This window comes from Patiriisocius hiemis (assembly GCF_031846325.1).
In the GTDB taxonomy this organism is placed as follows: Bacteria; Bacteroidota; Bacteroidia; order Flavobacteriales; family Flavobacteriaceae; genus Patiriisocius_A; species Patiriisocius_A hiemis.
In genome coordinates this window covers 1-2,226 of sequence record NZ_JAVRHZ010000014.1, presented here as the reverse complement: position 1 = coordinate 2,226, position 2,226 = coordinate 1, and the positions used below count along the sequence as shown (strand labels likewise).

Below are 2,226 nucleotides of genomic sequence, written 5' to 3'. Positions count from 1 at the left end.
AGTCTGATTCTTAATTACACTTATTGAAGATTCTTGACAAACTTCAACTATTGTTGGATCATCTTCAGTAACTGAAGACTCATCAGATAGGTCTGAAACTGTAGTTCCATCTTCATCTGTTCCTTCAACAGTTGCTTGATTTTCAATAGTGCCAGTATTTATATCATCTTGAGTTAATGCGTATGAAGCTTCATACAACCAAGATTCTCCTTCGTCTAATAATGTGTTGTTATTATCGTCACCACTTACAAATACAATTGGTACTACAGGATTTGGCGCTTCTAATAATGGGTCTGTTACTGTAACAGATCCTAGCGCTACATTTCCTTGGTTTGTAACCGTAAATGTATATGTAATTGTTTCTCCTTCATCTGCACAACCATCTTGGTTACCATCAACAAAATCACCTGTTTTAACAATTGCTATTGCAGGAGCTGGTGTTTCTTCAACAAGAAGATATACAGTTGCTTGATCTGTTGCTGGGTTCACGTTATCATCTACAATTGCATACACAAATTGATCTGGTCCTGTAAAGCCAGCATTTGGTGTATATGTAAATGAACCATCTGGATTTATAACTACAGTACCATTTGAAGGACCACTTACTGGAGATATTGTTGCATCTACAGATTGGTTATCTCCTTCTGGATCTGTATCATTTGTTAATACATTTCCAACAATGTCAGTATCAATTTCACCATAATATGCATCATCATTTGCTACTGTAATATTGTTATTTGGATTTCCAATTACTTGAATAGCTACAGTTGCAGTATCACAAAGTGCTGGAATTCCATTATCACAGATAGTATATTCAAAACTATCCTCTCCTGTAAAGTCTGTTGGAGGTGTGTATGTAAATTCTCCTGTATTAGGGTCTATTGTAACAACAACACCCTCGGTAGTTGTAACAGTTGTAGTTGTAACAACTATTGGGTCTCCATCTGGGTCAAAGTCATTAACTAATACATTACCCATTACTGGAGTATTAATTTCAGTAACACCTGTATCATTATTTGCTACTGGTGGGTCATTACCAATAATTGGATCATCAATAACTGTTATTGTAACAGTAGCAGTATCACAAGCTACTGGATTACCAGCATCACAAATTTGATATACAAATGTATCTTCTCCAATAAAATCTGCTGCAGGAGTATAATCATATGTTCCATCTGGGTTAAGTACTAAAGTACCTCCTGCTGTAGGTCCACTTACTAATGTAACAACCTCTCCTCCTATTGGTCCATCAAAGTTATCATCATTTGTTGTAACATCTCCACTTACTGGAACGTTCACAAATGTATCATTGATATCATCAATAGCAAGTATATCATTATTAGGCGCTCCTATAGTAATATAGACTGTTGCCTCATCACATGCTTGTGGTGTACCATCATCACATACACTATATACAAAGCTATCTGTTCCTACAAATGTTGGATCATTAGGTGTATATTCGAAGCTTCCATCTGGGTTCAAGAAAGTAATCACACCATTTGTAGGTTCTACTACTGGCATTGTATTTACTGTCTGAGTATCTCCCTCAGGGTCACTATCATTATCTAATACGTTACCTGGAATTATTTCTCCTGGATACCCATTATAAGCATCATCATTTGCATACGTATAATTATTACCTGGATTATCATCTACTGTTATTGTTACAATAGTATCATCACATAATGCTGGAGTACCATCATCACATATAGTATAAGGGAACGTATCTTCGCCTACAAAATCTGTAGGTGGCGTATACGTATACGTACCATCTGAATTAATTGTTACTGAACCACCTTGACTAGTAGTGAAAGTTCCTGTCGTAGTTACAACTATAGGATCTCCATCTTGATCAAAGTCATTAGGAAGTACATTACCTTCTACCGGTGTATTAATCTCTGTACCATTAGTATCTGCGTTAGCAACTGGTGGTTGATTATCTGAGTCTCCAATAGGTAATACCTCTAAGAATACTGTTGCAGTATCAACTGCTACTGGGTTACCATCATCTACAATACTGTACATAAAAGTATCCGGCCCTATATAGTCTGCTGGCGGGTTATATACATAACTTCCATCAACATTCAATACTACTGTTCCGCCTTGAGCAGTCGTTATTGTTCCTGTTGTTGTTACTGTCTGACTATCGCCCTGTAAATCCTCATCATTAGTCAATACATTACCTGGCACAGATACATTTACAAATGTGTTATTTATATCATTTAC

The 2,226-nt window shown here is 36.3% G+C and carries 1 protein-coding gene; it reads right to left on the bottom strand.

Annotated elements, in window-relative coordinates; genetic code table 11:
* Window positions 1-2,226, bottom strand: a 2,226-nt coding sequence (locus tag RM538_RS13330) for a cadherin-like domain-containing protein (protein WP_311333932.1), incomplete at both ends; no start/stop codon positions are given.